This is a genomic window from Plesiomonas sp. ZOR0011 (assembly GCF_000800945.1).
Classification (GTDB): Bacteria; Pseudomonadota; Gammaproteobacteria; order Enterobacterales; family CAMTGL01; genus Plesiomonas; species Plesiomonas shigelloides.
Genome location: NZ_JRKB01000072.1, coordinates 110,455 through 130,542, shown reverse-complemented (window position 1 = coordinate 130,542; position 20,088 = coordinate 110,455). Strand labels below are relative to the sequence as shown.

General features: G+C 53.0%; 18 protein-coding genes. 1 reads left to right on the top strand and 17 read right to left on the bottom strand.

Going from position 1 to position 20,088, the window contains the following annotated elements; genetic code table 11:
* Positions 1-377 precede the first annotated feature (377 nt).
* The 5 genes from csrA to pncC form a co-directional block, all read right to left on the bottom strand.
* Positions 378-563, bottom strand: a complete 186-nt coding sequence (gene csrA, locus L975_RS13385) for a carbon storage regulator CsrA (protein WP_010864349.1) — start codon at positions 561-563, stop codon at positions 378-380.
* A gap of 268 nt (positions 564-831) precedes the next feature.
* Positions 832-3,459: an alanine--tRNA ligase gene (gene alaS, locus L975_RS13380; protein WP_047709008.1), complete on the bottom strand. Its 2,628-nt coding sequence runs from the start codon at positions 3,457-3,459 to the stop codon at positions 832-834.
* Between the two features lie 227 nt (positions 3,460-3,686).
* Positions 3,687-4,229 (bottom strand): regulatory protein RecX, encoded by a 543-nt coding sequence (locus tag L975_RS13375; RefSeq protein ID WP_369795337.1) that lies wholly within the window; start codon positions 4,227-4,229, stop codon positions 3,687-3,689.
* Positions 4,230-4,237: 8 nt separating this feature from the next.
* A complete protein-coding gene (recA, locus tag L975_RS13370; RefSeq protein WP_039045158.1) occupies positions 4,238-5,302 on the bottom strand; it encodes a recombinase RecA in 1,065 nt (354 codons plus the stop codon).
* Positions 5,303-5,380: 78 nt separating this feature from the next.
* A complete protein-coding gene (pncC, locus tag L975_RS13365) occupies positions 5,381-5,869 on the bottom strand; it encodes a nicotinamide-nucleotide amidase (RefSeq protein ID WP_039045159.1) in 489 nt (162 codons plus the stop codon).
* Positions 5,870-6,172: 303 nt separating this feature from the next.
* Here pncC and mutS point away from each other — a divergent pair, with 303 nt between their 5' ends.
* Positions 6,173-8,746, top strand: coding sequence for a DNA mismatch repair protein MutS (gene mutS, locus L975_RS13360; protein WP_047709006.1), 2,574 nt, complete (start codon positions 6,173-6,175; stop codon positions 8,744-8,746).
* Between the two features lie 258 nt (positions 8,747-9,004).
* Here mutS and rpoS read toward each other — a convergent pair whose 3' ends face one another.
* The 12 genes from rpoS to mazG form a co-directional block, all read right to left on the bottom strand.
* The gene (gene rpoS, locus L975_RS13355) at positions 9,005-9,988 is read right to left on the bottom strand and encodes an RNA polymerase sigma factor RpoS (protein ID WP_047709005.1); all 984 of its coding nucleotides are present in this window, start codon (positions 9,986-9,988) and stop codon (positions 9,005-9,007) included.
* A 54-nt stretch (positions 9,989-10,042) separates the two neighbouring features.
* Positions 10,043-10,978 carry a murein hydrolase activator NlpD gene (nlpD, locus tag L975_RS13350; protein WP_010864356.1) on the bottom strand — a complete coding sequence of 312 codons (936 nt, stop codon included), beginning with the start codon at positions 10,976-10,978 and terminating at the stop codon, positions 10,043-10,045.
* Positions 10,979-10,993: 15 nt separating this feature from the next.
* Complete coding sequence (locus L975_RS13345) at positions 10,994-11,569, bottom strand: YqaA family protein (protein ID WP_010864357.1); 576 nt, start codon at positions 11,567-11,569, stop codon at positions 10,994-10,996.
* Positions 11,566-12,195, bottom strand: coding sequence for a protein-L-isoaspartate(D-aspartate) O-methyltransferase (locus tag L975_RS13340; RefSeq protein ID WP_047709004.1), 630 nt, complete (start codon positions 12,193-12,195; stop codon positions 11,566-11,568). The genes L975_RS13345 and L975_RS13340 overlap by 4 nt, the downstream gene beginning before the upstream one ends.
* Before the next feature lie 2 nt (positions 12,196-12,197).
* Positions 12,198-12,947, bottom strand: coding sequence for a 5'/3'-nucleotidase SurE (gene surE / locus L975_RS13335; protein WP_047709003.1), 750 nt, complete (start codon positions 12,945-12,947; stop codon positions 12,198-12,200).
* On the bottom strand, positions 12,928-13,974 hold the full coding sequence (truD, locus tag L975_RS13330; protein WP_225624430.1) for a tRNA pseudouridine(13) synthase TruD: 1,047 nt from the start codon (positions 13,972-13,974) through the stop codon (positions 12,928-12,930). Before truD ends, surE begins: the two co-directional genes overlap by 20 nt.
* Entirely contained in the window at positions 13,967-14,449 is a 483-nt protein-coding gene (ispF, locus tag L975_RS13325) for a 2-C-methyl-D-erythritol 2,4-cyclodiphosphate synthase (protein ID WP_010864361.1), read from the bottom strand. The genes truD and ispF overlap by 8 nt, the downstream gene beginning before the upstream one ends.
* An 87-nt stretch (positions 14,450-14,536) precedes the next feature.
* On the bottom strand, positions 14,537-15,268 hold the full coding sequence (gene ispD, locus L975_RS13320) for a 2-C-methyl-D-erythritol 4-phosphate cytidylyltransferase (RefSeq protein WP_369795336.1): 732 nt from the start codon (positions 15,266-15,268) through the stop codon (positions 14,537-14,539).
* Positions 15,265-15,558 (bottom strand): cell division protein FtsB, encoded by a 294-nt coding sequence (gene ftsB / locus L975_RS13315; RefSeq protein ID WP_010864363.1) that lies wholly within the window; start codon positions 15,556-15,558, stop codon positions 15,265-15,267. Before ftsB ends, ispD begins: the two co-directional genes overlap by 4 nt.
* Before the next feature lie 360 nt (positions 15,559-15,918).
* Positions 15,919-17,220: a phosphopyruvate hydratase gene (gene eno, locus L975_RS13310; RefSeq protein ID WP_010864364.1), complete on the bottom strand. Its 1,302-nt coding sequence runs from the start codon at positions 17,218-17,220 to the stop codon at positions 15,919-15,921.
* A gap of 95 nt (positions 17,221-17,315) precedes the next feature.
* Positions 17,316-18,953 carry a glutamine hydrolyzing CTP synthase gene (gene pyrG, locus L975_RS13305; RefSeq protein ID WP_010864365.1) on the bottom strand — a complete coding sequence of 546 codons (1,638 nt, stop codon included), beginning with the start codon at positions 18,951-18,953 and terminating at the stop codon, positions 17,316-17,318.
* 164 nt (positions 18,954-19,117) lie between these two features.
* Positions 19,118-20,008, bottom strand: coding sequence for a nucleoside triphosphate pyrophosphohydrolase (gene mazG / locus L975_RS13300; protein ID WP_047709002.1), 891 nt, complete (start codon positions 20,006-20,008; stop codon positions 19,118-19,120).
* Positions 20,009-20,088: the final 80 nt, after the last annotated feature.

Sequence of the window (20,088 nt, the reverse complement as noted above, 5' to 3'; positions counted from 1 at the left end):
GATTCGAACCCTCGATAGAGTTTCCCCTATACACCCTTAGCAGGGGTGCGCCTTCAGCCTCTCGGCCATCTCACCGGCGTTGCGTGGCGCACATATTACTTTCCCAGCCTTATAAGTCAAACGTTTTTTCCGAAGTATCCTGTAAAATCATATCGTTTGCACACTTAACAGGCAATCTGCTGATTTTTCAGGTCATCTGCCGTTTTTATCAACACAGCAGACCGTTGACTCGCATTATTGTGCGTGCGTCATCACAACGGCATTAATAATGCCAGCAAGTCAGGGTTGGGTTTTGTGAGCTTTATCGGAAAATCGGCGTCCCACAGAAAAAGTGCGAGACGCGCTGGGAAGGTTCAGTACTAACCGGAAAGAAAAGGTTAGTAGTTAGGCTGTTGAGATTTTTCAGCCTGGATGCGTTGGTAAATTTCTTCACGGTGAACAGAGACTTCTTTCGGCGCGTTCACACCGATACGGACTTGGTTTCCTTTTACACCCAGTACAGTAACGGTAACCTCGTCACCAATCATCAGGGTTTCACCAACTCGGCGAGTCAGAATTAGCATTCGTTGCTCCTTGAACTAATAGCTTATTGTCAGAATTGTACTGACATTATCCAACATAAGTCACAAAAACGTAAGCCGATTAGCTAAAGTTCTTGCCTACTCAATTAATAAAACAGTGTTCCCTACTGCCCAACCCTGCCTCATAAAGTGCAATTAGTTGCAATTTTTATTGTGGCATCAGTACAGACAGAAGCAAGCGACACACTGCACAAAAAACAAAACGTACTAACCTCAAAGTGAGGTCAGTACGTTTTTTTCAGCTTAACGGTTACAGACGTTCAGCAACCCATGCCTGAACACTGTCTAATGCCGCAGGCAATGCTGCAGCATCAGAGCCACCGGCCTGTGCCATATCTGGACGACCGCCGCCCTTACCGCCAACTTGTGCCGCCAGCATGCTGACCAGCTCACCAGCCTTCACCTGACCCACCAAGTCTTTGGTTACACCAGCAATCAGGCTGACTTTGTCATCCTGTGCCAGACCCAGTACCACGATACCGGAACCCAACTGGTTTTTCAGGTCATCGACCATCGTACGTAATGCTTTTGCATCGCCGTTCTTGAGCAGGCTGACCAACAGCTTCTTACCCTTGACCTCGATAGCATTATGCACCAGATCCGCGCTTTCCTGAGCGGCCAGCTTGTCTTTCAATTGTTGCAATTCTTTTTCCAGCTGCTTGCTGCGATCCAGCAAGCCACGGACTTTCTCCGCTACGCTGAATGCGTCGGATTTCACCAGACCGGCCGCTTCATCTAGCTGGTCTTGCTGACGCTCGGTAAAGGCAATCGCCCGCTCACCGGTCACCGCTTCAATACGGCGCACGCCTGCAGCTACACCACCTTCAGAGGTAATGCGGAACAAGCCGATATCACCGGTACGCGCAGCGTGGGTACCACCACACAGCTCAACCGAGAAATCGCCCATGGTCAGTACGCGCACTTTCTCGTCATACTTCTCACCAAACAGCGCCATCGCACCTTTGGCTTTGGCTTCGTCCAGATCCAGAACATCGGTCTGTACGCTGTGGTTGTGACGAATTTCCGCATTCACCAAACGCTCAACTTCACGCAGCTCTTCGGCCTTCATGGCTTCCAGATGCGAGAAGTCAAAACGCAGGGCATCCGCGCTCACTTGTGAACCTTTTTGTGCCACGTGCTCGCCCAGCACTTTACGCAGGGCCGCGTGCAACAGGTGAGTCGCTGAGTGGTTCAGACGAATGCTCTGACGACGCGCTGCATCCACTTCAGCTTGCAGCGTATCACCGACCGTTACACTCCCTGACATCAGCTTACCGACGTGACCAAACGCCTGACCGTATTTCTGGGTATCCGTCACCATGAACTCAACGCCATCGGCCAACAGCAGACCGCTGTCACCCACCTGACCACCGGACTCGGCGTAGAATGGAGTTTCGTTCAAGACGATGATCGCCTCTTCACCAGCGTGCAGCTGCTCAACACTCTGACCTTCACGGAACAGTGCCACAACCTGACCTTGATGGGCGGTAGTGGTGTAGCCGTGGAATTCGGTCTGACCCTCAACACGGATCATGCTGTTGTAATCGGCACCAAAGTTGTTAGCCGCCTGCGCACGCTCACGCTGGGCTTTCATTTCTTTTTCAAAACCGGCTTCATCAACAGTGATGTTGCGCTCACGGCATACGTCAGCGGTCAAATCCAGTGGGAAGCCGTAGGTGTCGTACAGTTTGAACGCGGTTTCGCCATCCAGTACGTCGCCTTGCAGTTCAGCCAGCGCGCCATCCAGCAATGCCAGACCACGCTCCAGCGTACGGGCAAACTGCTCTTCTTCCAGACGCAGCACTTTTTCTACCAGTGCTTGCTGCTGTTGCAGTTCATCGGCAGCGCTGCCCATCACGGCAATCAACGTACCCACCAGCTTGTAGAAGAACGTGTCTTTGGCACCCAGCATGTGACCATGACGTACGGCACGACGAATGATACGACGCAGCACATAGCCACGGCCTTCATTCGATGGCATTACACCGTCAGATACCAAGAACGCACAAGAACGGATATGGTCAGCAATTACGCGCAGTGATTTGCTTTCCAGATCGGTCGCGCCGGTCACTTCGGCCGCTTTAGCGATCAACGCTTTGAAGACGTCGATTTCGTAGTTGGAGTTCACATGCTGCATAACCGCAGTGATACGCTCCAGACCCATACCGGTATCTACCGATGGCTTTGGCAGTGGCAGCAGAGTGCCGTCAGCTTGACGGTTGAACTGCATGAACACGTTGTTCCAAATCTCGATATAACGGTCGCCATCTTCTTCTGGACTTCCTGGAGGACCGCCCCAGATGTGATCGCCGTGGTCATAGAAAATCTCGGTGCACGGACCGCATGGGCCGGTATCACCCATCTGCCAGAAGTTATCGGAGGCATACGGCGCACCTTTGTTGTCACCGATACGCACGATGCGCTCTTCTGGAATGCCAATTTCTTTGGCCCAGATGTCATACGCTTCATCATCAGAGGCGTACACCGTTACCCACAGCTTCTCTTTCGGCAGTGCCAGCCACTGTGGCGACGTCAGGAACTCCCACGCATAGCGAATCGCATCGTGCTTGAAGTAATCGCCGAAGCTGAAGTTACCCAGCATTTCGAAGAAGGTGTGGTGACGCGCGGTATAACCTACGTTCTCTAGGTCATTGTGCTTACCGCCTGCACGCACACAACGCTGAGAGGTGGTCGCGCGGGTATAAGGGCGCTTGTCCAGACCAAGGAATACGTCCTTGAACTGGTTCATACCGGCATTGGTAAACAGTAACGTCGGGTCATTGCCCGGTACGAGTGAGCTGCTGGACACCACTTGATGCCCTTTGCTCTGGAAAAAGTCGAGATACGCCTGGCGGATCTCGGCAGTGCTCTTGCTCATGCAGCTAAGTCCTGAGTCAGATCAAATTGCTGAGGAATCGTCCCTGTTGTACAGCGGGGGCGATCAAAGTGTGGATAAGATAAATTTTCTCACAAGTGATGTAAATTCAGATAGCACTTTCGACGGCAGAAAATGCTGATTCCACCCGCTTTAGTGCAGTGAAATGCAAAGATGAGGAGAAAATGAGGACAAGCGTTGGTAAGCGAGAGGGATGTTGTCGCTGACGCTTACCACAGAGATTGAATATCTTCTTGGTAAAAACCGCGGTACAGCATAAAGCGGATCACTTTGCTGCGTGGTAATCGCTCAGTCGGCAGCGGCGAACCAAAACGTCGCTCGGCTACCCGTGCCGCCAGCGCGCTCCAATCGATATCTGAATCAAACAGAGCTTGGGTGATGGCCTCACTGGGTACTCCGCGTTGGCGTAGCTCTTGTTCGATGCGCCGTGGCCCATAGCCTTTTTGACTACGGCTGCGCAAAAACATACCCGCGTAACGCTGGTCATCCAACCATTTTTGCTGCACACAGTGCGCTATCACCAACTCTAGTTCAGTGGCAAAGGCCTCGGGAGTAGCCGGCCATTCACTGCGACTAAATTGCAGCGCCGGTTTGGCCGCCGAGCGCTTGGTGCCACGCCGCGCGTGGGTAAACGCGCCTTCGTCTTCAGTGGGGGTTGCGGCAGAAACAAATTGCGCCGCTAATTTGCGGCGCAATTCCTGCTCACTGTGTTCACGCTGCGCCAACAGACGCTGCGCGTGATTCAGTAGCATGGCATTCATCAGAATGCTTCGTCCTCATCTGGACCAAACTCGTCATCGCCATCATTGTTCGCTTGCGCTTCCGCAGAAGTCGCAGCCGCACTTAACAGCATTTCACGCAGTTTTTTATCCAGCTCAGCCGCAATTTCTGGATGCTCTTGCAGGTACTTCATCGAGTTGGCCTTGCCCTGACCCACTTTCTCGCCCTGATAGCTGTACCACGCACCGGATTTTTCCACCAGCTTGTGCTTCACGCCCAGATCGATCAGCTCGCCCTCTTTCGAGATCCCGCCGCCATAAATAATCTGGAAATCGGCCTGACGGAACGGTGGCGATACTTTGTTTTTCACCACTTTCACGCGTGTTTCGTTACCGACCACTTCATCGCCTTCTTTGATAGCGCCAACACGGCGAATATCCAGACGAACAGAGGCGTAGAACTTCAGTGCGTTACCGCCGGTGGTGGTCTCTGGGTTACCGAACATCACACCAATCTTCATACGGATCTGGTTGATGAAGACCACTAAGCAGTTGGCGCTCTTGATGTTACCGGTCAACTTACGCAGCGCCTGTGACATCAAACGGGCTTGCAGACCGACGTGAGAGTCGCCCATCTCGCCTTCGATTTCGGCTTTTGGTGTCAGTGCGGCCACGGAGTCAACGATGATCACATCGACCGCGCCAGAACGAACCAGTGCATCACAGATTTCCAGTGCTTGTTCACCGGTATCTGGCTGAGAGATCAGCAGATCATCAACCTGCACCCCCAGTTTGGCGGCGTAAACCGGATCCAGCGCATGCTCAGCATCGATAAAAGCACAGGTTTTACCGCACTTTTGCGCTTGAGCGATAACAGACAGAGTAAGGGTGGTTTTACCGGACGATTCCGGACCAAAGATTTCAACAATACGGCCGGTCGGCAGACCGCCAATACCCAGCGCAATATCCAGACCCAAAGAGCCGGTAGAAATTGCTTCGATATCTAACGTCTTGGTATCACCCAGACGCATGATAGAGCCTTTACCGAATTGCTTTTCAATCTGTCCTAACGCTGCGGCCAAGGCTTTCTGTTTGTTCTCGTCCATTACTCTTATCCCCACGAAATCAGTCACGCGTTGTATGCCGAACAGTATACTGTATAGTCATACAGTATCAAGCCCTGTTTAAAAGAGAAACTCATTTAACAGCGTTTGCAATGCAAAATGCACCGCCTGCTCACGAACGGCGTGCCGATCGCCAGAGAAAAGTTGATGGCAAGCTAAGGTGCGCCCGCTACGGCTGGCAAAGGCAAACCACACGGTCCCGACCGGCTTACTCTCGCTGCCGCCACCGGGGCCTGCAATCCCGCTCACCGCAATTGCCACGTCAGCCTCTGACGCCAGCAGCGCGCCATGTACCATCTCGCACACCGTTGGTTCACTGACCGCGCCATAGGTATCCAGCGTCTGCCAAGAGACCCCTAGCATCTGATGCTTGGCCTGATTGGTATAAGTGACAAAACCGCGCTCTACATACTGCGAGCTGCCCGCAATATCCGTCAGCGCGGCCATGATCCCGCCTCCGGTGCACGATTCGGCGGCGGCAATTTTCCAGCCCAATTGGGTTAAACGGGCACCCACCGCTTCGCTCAGTGATAACAAACTCTGATACATACCTTTCCCCAGATTTTTTCACCCTGTATTGCCAGTGTAACCCAAGCGCTGAGGCTAGAGGGCGATGCGGCGCAGTTATCCATAATGTATACATGGCCATGCCGCTTAAGCGCGCTCAGGTTATATGCCCAGTCTATATAATAAGGACATAATAAGGTTTGCCAGCGCCTTTGCCCCTCATATAAGCTTGCCTGCAGAACAAGGCACCTTGCCGACCTATCCGTATTTTAAATCGCGCACTGCAGCCACGTTGCCTGCGGCGCGCGGTTTTGTTCACCTGATGACGTTAAAAAGATAACTCTTATGAGCGACAGCCTGAACCTTGATGCCCACACCCCCATGATGCAGCAGTATCTGCGCCTCAAAGCGCAGCACCCCGATATTTTGCTGTTTTATCGCATGGGTGACTTTTACGAACTGTTTTATGACGATGCCCGCTTGGCGTCGCAATTGTTAGATATCTCGCTGACCAAGCGTGGTCAATCGGCGGGTGAACCGATCCCGATGGCTGGCGTGCCACACCATTCGATTGAAGGCTATCTGGCCAAGCTGATCCAGCTCGGTGAATCGGCAGCTATCTGTGAGCAGATTGGCGATCCGGCCACCAGCAAAGGTCCGGTCGAGCGTAAAGTGGTGCGAATTGTCACTCCCGGCACCGTCAGTGACGAAGCGCTGCTGCAAGAGCGGCAGGATAACCTGCTGGCAGCGATCTGCGCCCACGGTGATAAATTCGGCTATGCCACGCTGGATATCAGCTCCGGCCGTTTCCTGCTGTCAGAGCCCGATAGCACCGATGCGATGCTAGCCGAGCTGCAACGCACCAATCCCGCTGAACTGCTGTATGCCGAAGATTTCCCTCACGCCGCATTGATTGAAAACCGTAAAGGTCTACGTCGTCGTCCGCTATGGGAGTTTGAAATTGATACCGCGCGCCAACAGCTCAATCTGCAATTTGGCACGCGCGATCTGACTGGCTTTGGTGTAGAACAGGCCGATGCTGGCCTGCGCGCCGCCGGTTGTCTGCTGCAGTATGTTAAAGATACCCAGCGCACCGCCCTGCCACATATTCGAGGCGTGATCATGGAGCGCCAACAAGATGGGATCATCATGGATGCGGCAACCCGCCGTAACTTGGAGATCACCTTAAATCTGAGCGGTGGCACCGATTGCACGCTGGCTTCGGTACTGGATCAAACCGTGACCGCGATGGGTAGCCGGATGCTCAAGCGTTGGCTACATCAACCGATTCGTAATCGGCAGATCTTAAGCCACCGTCAAGAAGCCATTCGCACGCTACAGCACGAGATGTTGGTGAGCGAGCTGCAACCGCTGCTGCGCCAAATCGGCGATCTGGAGCGCATTTTGGCTCGTCTGGCGCTGCGTAGCGCTCGCCCACGTGATTTAGCGCGGATGCGTAATGCCTTCCAGCAGCTGCCGCACATCAATCAACTGCTGCAAGCGCTGACCAGTACGCCACTGCAAAATTTAAATCAGCAAATCGGTGATTTTGCCGAGCTGTGTGCGCTGCTTGAGCGCGCCGTGATTGAAAACCCACCAGTGCTGATCCGTGATGGTGGTGTGCTGGCGCCGGGCTATAACGCCGAGCTGGATGAATGGCGTGCACTGGCCGATGGCGCAACCACCTATCTGGAGCAATTGGAAATCCGTGAGCGCGAGCGCCTTGGTCTGGATACCCTGAAAGTGGGTTTCAATGCGGTACACGGTTACTACATTCAAGTCAGCCGTGGCCAAAGCGAGCATGTGCCTGCGCACTATATCCGCCGTCAAACGCTGAAAAATGCCGAGCGTTACATCATTCCTGAGCTCAAAGAGTACGAAGACAAGGTTTTGACCGCCAAAGGCAAAGCGCTGGCCTTGGAAAAGAGCCTGTACGAAGAGCTGTTTGATCTGCTGCTGCCACATCTGCCGGCATTGCAGCAAAGTGCCGCCGCGCTGGCCGAGCTGGATGTGCTAGCAAACCTCGCCGAGCGCGCCGATTCGCTGGATTATCACTGTCCACAATTAAGTGAGCAACCGGGGATCGCCATCGAAAATGGTCGCCATCCGGTGGTCGAGCAAATGCTGCGTGAGCCGTTTATCGCCAACCCGCTGCAGCTCAATCATCAGCGTCGCATGTTGATCATTACCGGTCCGAACATGGGCGGTAAGAGCACCTATATGCGTCAAACCGCGCTGATCGTGTTACTGGCGCATATCGGTAGTTTCGTGCCCGCAGAAAGCGCCGTGATTGGGCCGGTCGATCGGATCTTTACCCGGGTCGGTGCCGCCGATGATTTGGCCTCCGGCCGTTCGACCTTCATGGTGGAGATGACCGAAACTGCGAATATTTTGCACAACGCGACCCTGCACAGCTTGGTATTGATGGATGAAATTGGCCGTGGCACCTCTACTTATGATGGTCTGTCGCTGGCTTGGGCCTGCGCCGAAGCGCTGGCCCAGCGCATTCAAGCCATGACCTTGTTTGCCACCCACTACTTTGAGTTAACTGCGCTGCCAGAGCGGCTGGAAGGCGTGGCTAACGTGCATTTGGATGCGGTTGAACACGGCGAAACCATCGCCTTTATGCACGCGGTACAAGAAGGGGCGGCGAGCAAAAGTTATGGTCTGGCGGTCGCGGCGTTGGCTGGGGTGCCACGCGATGTGATCCGCCGCGCACGGCAAAAGTTGCATGAGCTGGAAAGCCAACCACAGCCAGAAAGCGCCGCCAATTCATCGGCTGGAAGTTCTGCCGCCGCAGCGCCTCAGCTCTCTTTGCTGCCGCATCCGGTGATTGATGAGTTAGAAGCGTTAAATCCAGATAATCTGAGTGCGCGCCAAGCCTTGGATCTGCTGTATCGGCTCAAAGCGATGCTGTAATACCGCGCGTAATGCGGCCATGATCTTTCAGTGCGAAGACCCCCATAGAAAATGATGGCTTCAATAACTGGGAATTGATAACTGGGAATTGGCGATAAGGGGCTGAGATAGGCATTGTTTAGCCTAATAACCTAACGACGCCTCTCTAGTAGAGCTGAATTATCGGCACAAAAAAATCCCCGCTCAAGAGCGGGGATTTTTATATTCTGGTGTGCGCTTCACAAACGACTCGCGACACTATTCACATCATTCGCGAGACTACTCACGAAATAGCGCATGGATACTCAACCCTTGCTGAGTCAGGATCTCACGCAACCGCCGCAGACCTTCGACCTGAATCTGGCGCACCCGCTCACGGGTCAAACCAATTTCACTGCCCACATCTTCCAACGTTGCCGCCTCATAACCCAACAGGCCAAAACGACGCGCTAACACCTCACGCTGCTTTGGATTGAGCTCATACAGCCACTTGATGATGCTGTGGTGCATGTCGTTATCTTGGGTAGTTTCTTCTGGCCCTTGATCTTTTTCATCGGCCAGAATATCCAACAGCGCTTTTTCCGAGTCACCGGCAATCGGTGTATCTACTGAGGTGATGCGCTCATTCAAGCGCAACATGCGGCTAACATCACTGACTGGGCAGGAGAGCAGCGCAGCAATATCTTCTGCGGTCGGCTCGTGCTCTAGCTTGTGCGCTAACTCACGCGCGGTACGCAGATAGACGTTCAGCTCTTTGACGACATGAATTGGCAGACGGATAGTACGGGTCTGATTCATGATCGCCCGTTCGATGGTTTGCCGGATCCACCATGTGGCATAGGTTGAGAAGCGGAAGCCGCGCTCGGGATCAAACTTCTCCACCGCCCGAATCAATCCGAGGTTACCCTCCTCGATCAGGTCGAGCAGTGCCAAGCCCCGATTGCCATAGCGACGGGCGATCTTAACCACCAAACGCAGATTACTTTCTATCATACGCTTACGGGCTGCCAGATCGCCGCGCAGAGCACGCTGGGCGAAATAGACTTCTTCGGCTGCCGTCAGCAGCGGCGCGAAGCCAATTTCTCCGAGGTAGAGCTGGGTTGCATCCAGAACACGTTGCGCATCAATATGAGGAAACTGTTCATCGGCCTCGACATCCTCATCAACGGCCTCTTCGAACGCTTCGGACTCCAGCTCTTCCAGGCTGGCTTCTTCAAACTCAAATTCATGCAGTTCTTCTGCTGCAGTATTGGTGTGGCTCATACTTCATTCCCTCATGATAGAGAAATACGAAGCAGTACAACCCGCTCTGCCCGCTTAACGCTTAGGAAGGTATCCTAACGGGTTTACAGATTTGCCTTTATAGCGGATCTCAAAGTGCAGTCGAACTGAACTGGTACCCGAGCTACCCATTGTCGCAATCTGTTCACCGGCTTTGACTTCCTGCCGCTCCTTCACGAGTAATGTATCGTTGTGGGCGTAGGCGCTCAGATAATCATCATTGTGTTTGATGATAATAAGATTACCGTATCCACGTAACGCATTACCGGCATACACCACTTTACCTGGCGCGGTGGCATAAATTGGTTGACCACGACGCCCGGCAATATCAATCCCTTTGTTACCCCCTTCAGCCGAGGAGTAAGAGTCAATCACGGTGCCCTGTACCGGCCAGCGCCAGCTGCTTACTGCAGCATTGCCAACACTGCTGCTTGCGCTACTGGTGGCACTTGCCGGTGGTGGTGTCTGCGGCTTACGTGAGACAACGGTCTCAGTAATCTGCAGTTCCCCCTGCTTGCGATTAACATTTTGTTTACCCTCTGAGCCAGAGTAATTCTTAACCGCAACCGGTTCAATAGGACTTTGTGATGAGACGATACTGGTCGGAGGAGTTGCATAGCTACCACTGCCACCTTCCGACAAGCGGATCACTTGCCCTGGATAGATGGTATACGGTGGCGCGATGTTATTGGCCGAGGCCAGTTCACGAAAATCACGACCGGAAATATAAGCAATGTAGAACAGTGTCTCACCGTCTTTCACCTGATAGGTGGTACCGGTATAGCTACCTTTTTGGATCCGGCGATAATCCGGCGTACCGCTATGTGATGAGCTGTAATTCCCATCATCAGACGTCGCCGAAGAGACCGGCGCCGGGCCGGTTTCGGATGTTGTACATCCCCCGAGCGCTAATAATAAGCAAGAGCAAATACCCGCCTTGGACAGGGTTTTGTTTAGGCTTCCTGAAATCATCCTTTCACCTAAAATTCAGCGATATATCAAATACACGAGCACTGCCAGCGCCACAGTACCCCAACCTAGAATTTCTATATATTTACGCAGTTGGGCTTCCATTCGTTTGCCGCCCCACGCCATTAACAGCGCAACTAATAAAAAGCGAGCAGCACGGGAAACCAGCGCAGCAGCGACAAAAGGCCAGAAGGCCATTTTTAATAAGCCGGCAGTTATAGTAAATACTTTATAAGGGATGGGAGAAAAACCGGCAATAAAAACGACCAGTACGCCCCACTCTCTAAACCACTGCATGGCTTTATCCAGATTAGCCTGATATCCCATATGCGCAATCAGGGGCTGGATCACATCAAACAGATAATATCCCAGAGCATAGCCGACAATACCGCCTAATACCGAGGTAATTGCCGTTAATAATGCATAACGCACCGCGCGCTGCGGAGCAGATAATGACATCGGCGCCAGCATAATATCGGGTGGAATAGGGAAAAAGATGGCCTCGATAAAGCTCAATCCGCCCAGCCACCATTCAGCTTTCGGATGGCGGGACCACAGCATGACTTTATCATAAACCGCGCCAAACAATTTCAAGCCAATTCTCCTTGTATTAACGGTACAAAACGCACCTGTTCAATATGTTCCCGTTGGAACTGATTATGTACCCGTCGGATCCGCTGTAACTCTTGATGATGCGAGCCGACTGGCACCACCAAGCGCCCGCCCTCCGCCAACTGACCCAATAAGGCCTGTGGAATTTCGGTCGCGGCTGCGGTCACGATAATGGCGTCAAAAGGTGCCCGTGCCGACCACCCTTCCCAACCATCACCATGACGGGTAGAAATATTATGTAAATCAAGCTGCTTAAAACGCCGCTTGGCTTGCCATTGCAGCGTTTTAATCCGTTCCACCGAACACACGCGCTCCACCAGATGTGCCAGAACGGCGGTCTGATAGCCTGAGCCGGTACCGATTTCCAATACCCGCGACTGGGGCGTGAGCTCCAGCAGTTCGGTCATTCTCGCCACCATATAGGGCTGCGAGATAGTTTGTCCGGCGCCGATGGGCAGCGCCGTGTTGTCATAAGCTTTGTGAGCCAGTGCTTCATCAATGAAACGGTGCCGGGGAACACAGGCCAGTGCGTGTAACACTTGTTCATCCCTGATTCCCTGTTCTTTCAGTCTGATGAGTAGCCGAGATAATTCGACTGACTTTATCATCCTTACCACTCTCCGCTGTTTTCCATCCACTCCGTCAGCGTGTCCAGACTCTGGTGCGCCGTTAAATCCACATGCAGTGGGGTCACGGAGACGTAATTGTTCTCCACGGCGTGAAAATCGGTTCCCTCACCTGCATCTTTGGCTGCCGGTACGGGGCCTATCCAGTAAATATCATTGCCGCGCGGATCTTTTTCACAAATCACTTTACCGGCTGGATGACGATGACCACAGCGAGTAATTTTTACGCCACGGATTTGATCCAATGGCACATCCGGCACATTGATATTCAAGATCCGATTGGTGCGCAAAGGGCGACGCTGCAAGGCACGCAAGAAACGGGCGGTGATCACCGCCGCAGTTTCATAGTGGGTAGTGCCATTGAGCGATACCGCCAGTGCCGGATAGCCCATATGCCGCCCTTCGGTGGCGGCGGCAACAGTACCGGAATAGATCACATCATCGCCCAGATTGGGGCCGGCATTAATGCCTGACACCACTACATCTGGCAGCGGCGCCATCAGGCCATTTACCGCCAGATGCACGCAATCGGTCGGGGTGCCGCGCACGCTAAAATCGCCATTGGCCAGCTTTTGAATACGCAGAGGCATCTCCAACGTCAATGAGTTGGAGGCGCCGCTGCGGTTACGATCTGGCGCGACTACCGTCACCTCAGCAAATTTGCGCAGCTCGACCGCCATCGTTTGGATACCGGGGGCGGTAACGCCGTCATCGTTACTCAGCAGAATCCGCATGCCCGTCTCCTTCCTCGTCGACGATTGCAATTTCACGCACCACGCTGGTCGCGTAGCTGCCCGCTGGCAGGAAAAATTGCAGCTGCAGCCCTTCATCCAGCCAGCTCCAACGCAGCTCTTGCGGTACCACCAGCAGCGCACGGCGCGCCGGCTCTAAACGCTCACGCTTAAGCAGAGCCAGCAGATCATCTTGTCCTTCCAGTTGCGCTTGCTCTAATGCCAGCGCCGGCCCTTGAGAGCCGAGCTCACCATCGCCGACCATTGGCGCGGTGATATTCACATCACGCTCTTGCAAACGCTGTTGCGATGCAGCCAGCTCTTCAGGCGTCACCACGAACCAGCTGTTGCGACCCGCCAGTTGCAGGGCATCGCCTTCCAGCACTTGCTGCTGCAAACCTTGCTCAATACGGGCACTGACAATGCGGTTAAACAGTTCACTGCGCGCCGCAGACAGGCAGAAGCTGCGCTTGTTGCGGTCTTTAATCTTCACTTCACCACGCGCCCAACGTAAAGCCAGTTGCAGGTTGTTGCCATCACGGCCAAAACGCTGTTCGCCAAAATAGTTGGGTACCCCAGACTCGGCAATGGCTTGCAGACGCTGCTCTAAGGCGGCATCCGGCGTCAAATCACGCAGCAGCAACGTAAAGTGATTACCGCGCAGAGCACCGGTGCGCACCTTACGGTTGTGGCGAACCACTTGCACCACTTCACAGCCTTCCAGCGCAAATTGGCTAAAATCTGGCGTCACTTTGCCTGGAATATGCAGGCCAAACCACTGTTCCGTAACCGCATTACGGTCTTTCAATCCCGCATACGCCACGTTACGCGCAGGAATACCGGCAAATTGCGCCAGCTTTTCTGCCACAAACTTGGTATTGCAGCCGGTTTTGCGCACATACACCATGACGTGCTCGCCTTCACCGGCAAACTCGTAACCTAAATCTTCAACAACCTTGAAATCTTCCGGTTGGGCTTTCAGACGGGCACGCAGCGCCGGTTTTCCCAGCAAATAGCAACACTCACTCACAATGACTCTCCAGCAGTAATGCAACGGCCTCACAGGCAATCCCTTCACCACGGCCAGTAAACCCGAGTTTTTCGGTGGTGGTTGCTTTAACATTTACGCACTCCAGTGCGCATTCTAAATCGGTAGCAATATTTTCCCGCATCGCGCTAATGTGCGGAGCCATTTTTGGCGCTTGGGCAATGATGGTGACATCCACGTTACCAATGCGGTAACCGCGCGCTTTGATCTGACGGAAGGCTTCACGCAGCAAACCACGACTGTCGGCACCTTTATAGGCCGGATCGGTGTCTGGGAACAGGTGGCCGATATCACCGAGCGCAGCAGCGCCCAGCAGAGCGTCGGTCAGCGCATGCAGCGCCACATCGCCATCCGAGTGCGCCAGCAAACCCTGAGCATAAGGAATAGTCACGCCACCAATTACGATCGGGCCTTCGCCGCCAAATCGGTGTACATCAAAACCATGTCCAATACGCATATTTCGCTCTCCTCACGCGTTGTGTTCCGTCGTACAGAAAACCGTCATACAAAAAACGGTTAGACAAAAAAGATGGGGTCAGTTCGGCTAGGCATCCGCCCCCGATAACCGCTGAGACAGGAAAAAGTCGGCCAACGCCAGATCTTCTGGCTGAGTGACCTTAAGATTATCGGCCCGTCCGGTGACCAATTGAGGGTGATAGCCGCAATACTCCAGCGCAGACGCCTCATCGGTGATCTCTGCCCCGTCTTGCAATGCCTGTTGCAGGCTCGCGCGCAGCAGCCCCAGTGGGAACATTTGCGGCGTTAAGGCGTGCCATAACTGACGACGCTCGACAGTCTGTTCAATCAAGCCATCGGCATTACTGCGCTTCATGGTGTCGCGCACCGGCGCAGCCAATAAGCCACCAATGGTATCTGGCTGCAAGGTCAAATCCAGCAGTCGGTTTAAATCGGTCTGGGTCAGGCAAGGGCGCGCGGCATCATGCACCAACACCCATTGTTCGGCAGGCAAGCTCAGCGCTTGTAAGGCAGCCAACACAGAATCGGCGCGGTTCTCGCCTCCGGTCACCACGCTAACGCGCGGCTCCTTGGCCAGTGGCAAATCAGCAAACCAGCGGTCTTGCGGATGCAATGCCAGTACCACATTACGGATGCGCGGGTTTTGTAGCAGCACCGCCACGGTGTGCTCCAGCAAGGTTTTGCCGTGCAACATCAGATACTGCTTTGGAACGGCGGCTTGCATACGCGAGCCAATACCGGCTGCGGGAATGACAGCAACAAAAGAGGCCTGCGCCTCACTCTCGGGATGGGTCATCATTGTGTATTTGTCGGTTTATCCGCCGGCAACAGGCGGTAGAAGGTTTCTCCCGGTTTCACCATACCAAGTTCATCACGGGCACGCTCTTCAATCGCTTCCAGACCACTGGAAAGATCATCGATTTCAGCAAACAACTGTTCGTTGCGGCTTTTTAATTTGGCGTTGCTTGCTTCTTGTGTCGCGACTTCTTGCTGGATACGGGTATAAGTATGGATACCATTTTTACCCAGCCACAGGCTGTACTGTAACCAGCCCAATATCACGAGTAAAAGTATGCTCAGTTTACTCATCTTATCCCCCCAGAAAAACCCGGCTATCATCCCATATCTGCTGGTTTTCTACCACTGCCATAACAGTCTGGCTCTTGAGGGGAAAACTGTAAAATAATCACGACGCTGCCGGTTTACGTTATCAGCGTTTTACGACGCTCATTTTATGCCCACTGATGCTTAAATTAGTACGGTGACACGGCATCCATAACGGCTATTTTTTAATCCTGAGAATTCATACCACTTGTTAATAGCTGCGTGGTAACACAGACCTTTATGCCGGCAAACGGGCAAAAAAAAGCCGCCCAATGGGCGGCTTTTCTGCATCAGACTTTACGGCACCAAACAATGCCGTAAAGGGGTTTCAAGCTAAAGCGGCAATTAAGCCTGGCCTTTCACTTCTTTCAGACCGTTGTATGGTGCTTTTTCGCCCAGCGCTTCTTCGATACGGATCAGCTGGTTGTACTTAGCAACACGGTCAGAACGGCTCATAGAACCGGTCTTGATTTGGCCAGCCGCAGTACCTACAGCCAGGTCAGCGATGGTCGCATCTTCAGTTTCACCAGAGCGGTGAGAGATAACTGCAGTGTAGCCAGCGTCTTTCGCCATCTTGATAGCAGCCAGAGTTTCGGTCAGAGAACCGATCTGGTTGAACTTGATCAGGATGGAGTTAGCGATACCGTTGTCGATACCACGCTTCAGGATCTTGGTGTTAGTTACGAACAGGTCGTCACCAACCAGTTGGATCTTGTCGCCCAGGATCTTGGTCTGATAAGCAAAACCTTCCCAGTCAGACTCGTCCAAACCGTCTTCGATAGAAACGATTGGGAACTTGGTGGTCAGCTCAGCCAGGTAGTCAGAGAAAGCGTTCGCGCTGAACACTTTGCCTTCGCCTTTCAGGTTGTACTCTTTCTTCTCTGCGTCGTAGAACTCAGAAGCTGCGCAGTCCATCGCCAGAGTCACGTCTTTACCCAGAACATAACCTGCAGCAGCAACAGCTTCTGCGATCACTTCCAGTGCTTCAGCGTTAGACTTCAGGTTTGGCGCGAAACCACCTTCGTCACCAACTGCAGTGTTGTAGCCTTTAGACTTCAGTACCTTAGCCAGGTTGTGGAACACTTCAGAACCCATACGTACGGCTTCTTTCAGAGTCTTCGCGCCAACTGGCTGGATCATGAACTCTTGGATATCAACGTTGTTATCAGCGTGCTCACCACCGTTGATGATGTTCATCATTGGCAGAGGCATAGAGTACACGCCTGGAGTGCCGTTCAGTTCAGCGATGTGCGCGAACAGTGGCATACCTTTAGCAGCAGCTGCTGCTTTGGCGTTCGCCAGAGATACCGCCAGGATAGCGTTCGCACCAAAGTTAGACTTGTTCTCAGTACCGTCCAGATCGATCATGATCTGATCGATTTCAGCTTGCTGCTTAGCATCTTTGCCCAGCAGAGCTTCAGCGATTGGACCATTAACAGCACCAACAGCTTTCAGAACGCCTTTGCCCATGAAACGTGACTTGTCACCGTCACGCAGTTCCAGTGCTTCACGGGAACCGGTAGATGCACCAGACGGCGCAGCAGCCATACCTACAAAGCCGCCTTCCAGGTGTACTTCGGCTTCAACGGTAGGGTTACCACGGGAGTCGATGATTTCACGAGCCAGTACTTTAACGATCTTGGACATAACTTTTCTTCCTATTAAAAGTGAGCCTGAACTTTAAGCTGAAACACCAAAGTGTGCCGCATCAACAGCGGATACCGCACACTCCATGATTTTCGTTACTTAATCTGGCGCGCCTGATAATCCCCTGCGGCTTTCACAAAGCCTTCGAACAGTGGGTGGCCATCACGCGGCGTTGAAGTAAACTCTGGGTGGAATTGGCAAGCCACAAACCATGGATGGTTAGGCACTTCAACAATCTCAACCAGTTGTTTGTCCGCTGAACGACCCGTTACACGCATACCGGCTTTCTCAATCTGCGGCAGCAGATAGTTGTTGACCTCGTAGCGGTGACGGTGACGTTCATGAATTGTCGGCTGACCATACAGTTTACGTGCGGTGCTGCCTTCTTCCAGGTGGCACAGCTGTGCACCCAGACGCATGGTACCGCCCAGATCAGACGCTTCAGTACGAACTTCAACGTTGCCTTCTTCATCTTTCCACTCAGTGATCAGCGCAACAACAGGGAATTTGCTGTTGGCATCAAACTCGGTGGAGTTGGCACCTGTCATACCGGCTACGTTGCGCGCGTATTCGATCATCGCAACTTGCATGCCCAGACAGATCCCCAGATACGGAATATTGTTTTCACGTGCGTAGCGGGCCGCCATAATCTTGCCTTCTACGCCACGGTTGCCGAAGCCACCCGGAACCAGGATTGCATCCAGGCCTTTCAGCAGGTCAGTACCTTTGCTTTCCACATCCTGCGAATCAATATAGCGGATGTGAACAGTCAGACGGTTTTTCAGGCCGCCGTGCTTGAGCGCTTCGTTCACGGACTTATACGCATCCGGCAGCTCAATGTACTTACCGACCATACCGATGGTCACTTCACCGGTCGGATTGGCTTCTTCGTAAATCACCTGTTCCCATTCAGACAAGTCAGCTTCCGGACAGTTCACACCGAAACGCTTACAAATGTACTGATCCAGGCCCTGTGATTTCAGCAGAGCAGGGATTTTATAGATGGAATCCACATCTTTCAGTGAGATAACCGCCTTTTCTGGCACATTACAGAACAAAGCGATCTTCGCACGTTCGTTGGCCGGAATAACACGGTCAGAACGGCAAATCAGGATATCTGGCTGAATACCGATAGACAGCAGCTCTTTTACAGAGTGCTGAGTCGGTTTGGTTTTCACTTCACCGGCAGCGGCCATGTATGGCACTAAAGTCAGGTGCATGAACAGCGTGTGCTCACGGCCTACTTCAACCGCCAGCTGACGGATAGCTTCCAAGAATGGCAGGGATTCGATATCGCCCACGGTACCGCCGATTTCAACGATAACGACGTCGTGGCCTTCGGCACCGGCGATAACACGCTCTTTGATCGCATTAGTAATATGCGGAATAACCTGAATGGTCGCCCCTAAGTAATCACCACGGCGCTCTTTGCGCAGCACGTCGGCGTATACGCGACCGGTAGTGAAGTTGTTGCGGCGGGTCATCTTAGTGCGAATAAAACGCTCATAGTGGCCCAAATCAAGGTCTGTTTCCGCACCGTCTTCCGTTACGAATACTTCACCGTGCTGGATTGGGCTCATGGTGCCCGGATCCACGTTGATGTAAGGGTCCAGTTTCATGATGGTGACATTGAGGCCACGCGCTTCGAGAATCGCGGCCAGTGATGCTGCTGCAATGCCTTTACCTAGCGAGGATACAACCCCACCGGTCACAAAAATATAATTTGTTGTCATGCTGAACCTGAGAGTTAGGTTTATGGGAGAAAAGGAAGAACAAAGACGGGATAATAGTATACCAGAGCTCCCCCCCGACCACAAACGGGAAGCGAGCCGGTTATCCCGACGCCATGTTGTTCTTTACTTCTCTCGGCAACGCACTGCCAGTATCTACTGCTCGCTTAAGAGGGCTCGCGGCGCTTGATCTCTTGCCACAATGCTTCCATCTCTTCCAGCGACGTTTCGCTCATCAACGCCCCTCTCGCCGCAACAGCCTGTTCAATTTGACGGAACCGCCGTTCAAATTTGTCACACGCCTGTTGCAGTGCCAACTCAGGACGATGCCCAAGGTGACGACTGAGGTTTACGGTAGCGAAAAGCAGATCTCCGATTTCTTCCGCTAATTTTACCTCATTTTTTGTCACCTGACACGCTTCAGCTAGCACTTCATCGATCTCTTCGTGCACTTTTTCGACAACTGGGCCCAAAGTATCCCAATCAAAGCCCACTGTTGCACAACGTTTCTGCATTTTATAGGCCCGCATCAAAGCCGGTTGCGCTTTCGGAATGTCATCCAGCACCGACGTTTGCGCTTTAGCCGCACGCTCTTGCTGCTTGATAGTCTCCCAACGCTCGCTGACCGTCTCCGGCGCAATGGCCTCAGTGGTGAGCGCATCTGCCGGCACCACCGCTTCACTATCACGATTATCTTGAGCTTGGTTAGCTTGATCTTGGTTATCCTGATCTTGGTGATCTTGGCCCGCAAACACGTGCGGATGACGCCGCTCTAATTTGTCGCTGATGGCGGCGCAGATATCGTGAAAATCAAACAAACCTTGCTCGCTGGCCATCTGGGCATAGAACACCACTTGATACAGCAAATCGCCTAGCTCGCTTTTCAGCTCGGTGTAATCTTCGCGCGCGATAGCGTCGATCACTTCGTAGGTCTCTTCCAGGGTATAAGGCGCGATGCTGGCGAAGGTCTGCTGCTTGTCCCACGGACAACCAGCTTGCGGATCGCGCAGACGCTGCATGATGGAAAGTAAACGGGATAAGGAGTCCGAAGAAGACATGCGATGTTCTACCTGTAGTTAAAAACGCTGTAGTGAAAAAGCTCACTGATGAAAAAAACGAAATTGATGGATAAACCGAT

Bases quoted from the DNA above. Each gene is read 5' to 3' on its own strand.
- csrA (WP_010864349.1), bottom strand. From the start codon at position 563: ATGCTAATTCTGACTCGCCGAGTTGGTGAAACCCTGATGATTGGTGAC.
- alaS (WP_047709008.1), bottom strand. From the start codon at position 3,459: ATGAGCAAGAGCACTGCCGAGATCCGCCAGGCGTATCTCGACTTTTTC.
- L975_RS13375 (WP_369795337.1), bottom strand. From the start codon at position 4,229: ATGCTACTGAATCACGCGCAGCGTCTGTTGGCGCAGCGTGAACACAGT.
- recA (WP_039045158.1), bottom strand. From the start codon at position 5,302: ATGGACGAGAACAAACAGAAAGCCTTGGCCGCAGCGTTAGGACAGATT.
- pncC (WP_039045159.1), bottom strand. From the start codon at position 5,869: ATGTATCAGAGTTTGTTATCACTGAGCGAAGCGGTGGGTGCCCGTTTA.
- mutS (WP_047709006.1), top strand. From the start codon at position 6,173: ATGAGCGACAGCCTGAACCTTGATGCCCACACCCCCATGATGCAGCAG.
- rpoS (WP_047709005.1), bottom strand. From the start codon at position 9,988: ATGAGCCACACCAATACTGCAGCAGAAGAACTGCATGAATTTGAGTTT.
- nlpD (WP_010864356.1), bottom strand. From the start codon at position 10,978: ATGATTTCAGGAAGCCTAAACAAAACCCTGTCCAAGGCGGGTATTTGC.
- L975_RS13340 (WP_047709004.1), bottom strand. From the start codon at position 12,195: ATGATAAAGTCAGTCGAATTATCTCGGCTACTCATCAGACTGAAAGAA.
- surE (WP_047709003.1), bottom strand. From the start codon at position 12,947: ATGCGGATTCTGCTGAGTAACGATGACGGCGTTACCGCCCCCGGTATC.
- ispF (WP_010864361.1), bottom strand. From the start codon at position 14,449: ATGCGTATTGGACATGGTTTTGATGTACACCGATTTGGCGGCGAAGGC.
- ispD (WP_369795336.1), bottom strand. From the start codon at position 15,268: ATGATGACCCATCCCGAGAGTGAGGCGCAGGCCTCTTTTGTTGCTGTC.
- ftsB (WP_010864363.1), bottom strand. From the start codon at position 15,558: ATGAGTAAACTGAGCATACTTTTACTCGTGATATTGGGCTGGTTACAG.
- eno (WP_010864364.1), bottom strand. From the start codon at position 17,220: ATGTCCAAGATCGTTAAAGTACTGGCTCGTGAAATCATCGACTCCCGT.
- pyrG (WP_010864365.1), bottom strand. From the start codon at position 18,953: ATGACAACAAATTATATTTTTGTGACCGGTGGGGTTGTATCCTCGCTA.
- mazG (WP_047709002.1), bottom strand. From the start codon at position 20,008: ATGTCTTCTTCGGACTCCTTATCCCGTTTACTTTCCATCATGCAGCGT.